The sequence below is a fragment of the Ectothiorhodospira shaposhnikovii genome (assembly GCF_016584105.1).
Taxonomy (GTDB): Bacteria; Pseudomonadota; Gammaproteobacteria; order Ectothiorhodospirales; family Ectothiorhodospiraceae; genus Ectothiorhodospira; species Ectothiorhodospira shaposhnikovii.
In genome coordinates, this window is record NZ_NRSM01000062.1 from 1 (window position 1) to 4665 (window position 4665).

4 protein-coding genes are annotated in these 4665 nt (G+C 63.8%); 3 read left to right on the forward strand and 1 reads right to left on the reverse strand.

What is annotated here, in order from left to right; all coding sequences use genetic code 11:
• The first annotated feature begins 81 nt into the window (after window positions 1–81).
• Window positions 82–1431, forward strand: a complete 1350-nt coding sequence (locus tag CKO35_RS17170; RefSeq protein WP_274600872.1) for an efflux RND transporter permease subunit — start codon at window positions 82–84, stop codon at window positions 1429–1431.
• On the forward strand, window positions 1431–2873 hold the full coding sequence (locus CKO35_RS17175; protein ID WP_242467344.1) for an efflux transporter outer membrane subunit: 1443 nt from the start codon (window positions 1431–1433) through the stop codon (window positions 2871–2873). The genes CKO35_RS17170 and CKO35_RS17175 overlap by 1 nt, the downstream gene beginning before the upstream one ends.
• 155 nt (window positions 2874–3028) lie before the next feature.
• Here the strand turns inward: CKO35_RS17175 and CKO35_RS17180 are convergent, their stop codons facing one another.
• On the reverse strand, window positions 3029–4387 hold the full coding sequence (locus tag CKO35_RS17180) for an MATE family efflux transporter (protein ID WP_242467345.1): 1359 nt from the start codon (window positions 4385–4387) through the stop codon (window positions 3029–3031).
• 89 nt (window positions 4388–4476) lie between these two features.
• On the opposite strand from CKO35_RS17180, the gene CKO35_RS17185 reads away from it, so the two are divergent.
• On the forward strand, window positions 4477–4665 hold a 189-nt coding region (locus CKO35_RS17185), incomplete at its 3' end, for a transposase (RefSeq protein WP_200173378.1).

The window sequence follows — 4665 nt, forward strand, 5'->3', positions numbered from 1 at the left end:
AGTACATCGAGATGGAGTACAACAGCGACCGGCTCCACTCGTCCCTGGGGTACATCACCCCTCAGCAACATTTTTTAGCGGTTGCTGCTTAATCCGTGTCCGCTGCGACTTGACCAGAACAGCTTTAGCTTCTCTGGTTCCGGTCCCAATGCGGCCATGGCCTTTACCATGCTCAAGGACTGGCATCAGCGTGGCGATGCCTCCACGCACGAGGAAGCGGAGCTGGTGCAGCAGGCCATGGCGGATAACGTCGAAGGCATGGTGATGAGCCTGATGCCGCCAGCCATAGACGAGTTGGGTACCTCATCCGGCTTCACCCTGTTCCTGCAGGATCGGGCCAACCGGGGCGAGGCTGCGTTGCTGGAGGCGCAGGCGCAACTGCTGGCGCTGGCGGCCCATAGCAGTGTGGTCAGCGATGTCTACTCAGACGGACTGCCGCCTGGCGAGAGCATCCACCTGGAAATCGACCGGCAGAAGGCCGAGGCCATGGGTCTGTCCTTCGCTGCCGTGAGCAGCACGCTGTCGGCGGCCATGGGCTCGCTGTATGTCAATGACTTCCCCAATGCCGGACGCATGCAGCAGGTCATCCTGCAGGCCGACGCCCCGGCGCGCATGCAACTGGACGACGTGCTTGGCCTGCGCGTGCGCAATGCCAGTGGAGGCATGGTGCCGCTGCGCGAGGTGGTGACGCCGGTGTGGGGCGAGTCGCCGCAGCAGATGATGCGCTTCCAGGGCTTCCCCGCCGTGCGTATTGCCGGGGGGGCAGCCCCGGGCGTTTCCAGCGGCACGGCGATGGCCGAGATGGAACGACTGGTAGCGCAGTTGCCGCGAGGCTTCGCCGTGGCCTGGACGGGGCAATCGCTGCAGGAGCGTCAGTCGGCAGCACAGGCACCGCTGCTGATGCTGCTTTCGGCGCTGGTGGTGTTCCTGGTGCTGGCTGCGCTGTACGAGAGCTGGTCGATTCCATTGACGGTGATGCTGGTGGTGCCGCTGGGTCTGCTCGGCGCGGTGGCCGCAGTGATGCTGCGCGGCATGCCCAACGATGTGTTCTTCAAGGTCGGGATGATCATCATTATTGGTCTGTCGACGAAGAACGCCATCCTCATCGTCGAGTTCGCCCGCCAGTTGCATGCCAAGGGCCTCACGCTGATCGATGCCGCAGTGACCGCTGCACGCCTGCGCCTGCGGCCGATCCTGATGACCTCGCTGGCATTCTCCCTCGGCGTGGTACCGCTGATGCTTGCCAGCGGTGCCAGCGCGGAAACCCAGCATGCCATCGGCACCGGGGTGTTCGGCGGCATGCTCAGCGGTACCTTGCTGGCGGTGTTCTTCGTGCCTGCCTTTTTCGTGTTCGTCATCGGCACTCAGGAGCGCTTCAGCGCCTGGCGTGCGCAGCGTGGCACCGCCGTGCTGACTCAGGAGAACCCTTGATGCGTCTGTTACTGACTTTGCTGCTGCTTGGTTGCCTGACCGCCTGCTCGCTGACACCCAGCCTACAACCCTCACCTGCGTCTGCGTCGGTGCCGGCGAGCTTTCCCGTGGTCGCAGAAGCGCCGGCTGTGGCGCTGCCAGCCAGTGCGCTGGGCTGGCGCACGATGTTCGGCGATCCGCGCCTGCAACGGCTGATCGAGCTTGCCTTGGCCAACAACCACGATCTGCGCCTGGCCACCCTCAACGTCCAGGCGGTGCAGGCGCAGGCGAACATCCAGCGTGCCGCGCGTCTGCCGGCCCTGGGGCTGGAGGCGACGCGCACGCGTGAACGCGGCTTGAACAGCGATAGGGATGGCCGCGCCAGCCACGAGGTGAGCCAGCAGAGCGGGATGAATGTCGCCCTCAGCGCCTTTGAGCTGGATCTGTTTGGCCGCCTGCGGGCGTTGTCCGATGCCGCGTTGGCGCGCTATCTGGCCAGCGAGCAGGGCCGCGATGCAGTGCAGATCACCCTGATTGGTGCGGTGGCAGAGGCCTATTTCGCCCAGCGTCTGGCGGACGAACAACTGAAACTGGCCGAATGCAATTTGGCCGACTGGCAACATTCGCTGGAACTGGCACGTCTGCTCAAGCAGGCAGAGCAGAACAGCAGCCTGGACGTAGCCCAAGCCGAAGAGCAGGTGGCGCTGGCCGAGGCCGATCTTGAAGCGCGTCGCCGCGCCCTGGCGCAAGCGGGGAATGCCCTGCAGCTGTTGGTGGGCCGCGAACTGCCTGGCGATCTGCCGTCAGCGTTGCCGTTGGAGCGGCAACCGGTGGTGGCACGCCTTCCGGCCGGGCTGCCGGCCGATCTGTTGCTGACACGTCCGGATTTGCGCCAGGCCGAACAGATGCTAGTGGCAGCCAATGCCGATATCGGCGCGGCGCGGGCGGCGTTCTTTCCGCAGATTTCCCTCACCGGCTCGTTTGGCTATGCCAGCAGTTCGCTCAGCGGTTTGTTCGACCCGGCCCGGCAGGTCTGGCGTTTCGCGCCGCAGATCTCCCAGCCGCTGTTCCAGGGCGGGCGCCTGCGTGCCGAACTGCGCTTGGCCGAGTTGCGCAAATCTGAGGCTGTCATCCAGTACGAGCGTGCCATCCAGACCGCCTTTTACGAGGTGGCTGACGCTCTTGCGGGTACGGCCACCTACGACCGCCAGATCTATGCGCAACTGCGCGCGGTGATGGCTGCTGAGCGGCGCCTGGAACTGTCTGACCTGCGCTACCGCGCCGGCTTCGATGGCCGTCTGGAACTGCTCGACGCGCAGCGCCAACTGCAGGCTGCACGGCAGGCGCTGCTGGAACTGCGCCGTGCGGAAATCGCCAACCGGGTAGTGCTGTACAAGGCACTCGGTGGTGGCCTGCACGGGCACGATGGCCCGGAGATAGCCGCTACCGCCGTGGCTCGGTAGAGTCCGTCCTGGCGCAGCTTCGTCCTGACTTGCGTAAGGGCTCGCTTGACTGGCTGTTACGGCGTGAAGCCTCAGCTCAACAGGTACTGGCCGACCTTGCGGATCGGCCTCCCGATACCGAACATTGCGTACGGGTCCGAGTTTTCAGGCATCTCTTATGACAAGCTCGACAGGCGGCGGCTGGTTCGCAACAGAAGTGCGACGGCAACCGCAAGCGTCAGCAACTCCGCCAGCGGCATTGCCAACCATACCCCGGTGATGCCGAGGAACTGCGGCAGCAGCGTGACGCCGGCCAGCACGAACACCAGCCCGCGCAATGTGGCGACGATGATTGAACTGCGCGCATCGCCGAGCGCGGTGAAGCTGGCCGTGATCAGCACGTTGAGGCCATTCATCAGGAATACGAACGCGTAGATGTGCAGCCCCTCGACGGCGATCTGGAAGGCGTGTGTATCACCGCTATCGAAGAACAACCCGATCGCATGTTCTCCAAGTACCTGCAGCACGCCGAACACCGCAATGCCGATGCCCAGGTTGACCATTGCCGCAAATCGGATCACGCGCTTGACGCGGTCGAAGCGCCGGGCACCATAGTTGTAGCTGATCACCGGAATCAGTCCATCTGCGATGCCCAGAAACAGCAGCACCCCGGTGAAGTTGATGTAGTTGATAGCGGTGAAGGCGGCCACACCGTCGGCCCCGAGCAGGCGCACCACAGTCAGATTGATGATGAGGATGGTAATCGCCGCGGCGAGTTCTGACACGCCTTCGGATGAACCGTTGTAGCAGGCGCGGCGCAGTAGCGGCAGGCTAAAACGACCTTTGAGCATCGACAGCCGCTGGCGGGTGCTGAAGGTGATGCGGGCCGAAATCAGCAGCCCGATAGTGAAGGCGATACCGGTGGCCACGCTCGCGCCCAGCGTGCCCCAGCCCAGCCCGATCACGAACAGCAGACTGAGCGCCACATTGATCAGCACGGCCAGAGACATGATGAGCATCGAGAACTTCGGATGCCCCAGCGCCTTCAGCATGGCGTCGGAGTAGAAGCACAGCGTGATCGGCAGGATGAAGGGGGCCAGACCCTCAAGGTAGCCCAGGGCATGGGGCAGCAGCCTGTCTTCGGCGCCCATCAGCCGTACCACGGGTTCGGCGAACAGCCACAGCAGGGCGGTGGCGATCAGGCTGATCACCGCCAGTGCATGGAAGCCGGTGCTCATTGCGTCCTGCGCCCGGTCGTCATTGCGTTGGCCCAGGCCCATGCTGACCAGGGTCTGGCTACCGATGCCGACAACCAGGGCCAGCACCATGATCACGCTGAACAAGGGTAGGATGATGTTCACCCCGCCCAGGGCGTCCGCCCCAAGATGCTGCCCCACCACCACGCCGTCGATCAAGTTCTGCACGCCAAAGAACACCACGGTCACCACGCTCGGGAGCGCGTAGCGGAGAAACAGCTTCCATACCGGGCCGTGTTCCATCAGCTGTGTATCGTCGAGGGTGCTCTTCATCTTCATGGGGTGTCAGCGCAATCGGTAGCGGCTGAAGTGGTTCAATTGTAGCGGACACCCCGTTAAGCCTCGTAGGCTATGCATCGGAGGTGTTCATGAGCAAGAAGGCACGACGTCGATACACGGCGGAATTCAAGGCTGAGGCAGTGGCGTTGGTTGAGCGCCAGGGGTATGGGGTGGCCGAAGCTGCCCGGTCTCTGGGAATCAATCGCAGCCTGTTGGATCGGTGGTTGCGCAAGGAACGTGAGCGGCAATCTCCCCAGCATGACCAACAGGAGGACCAG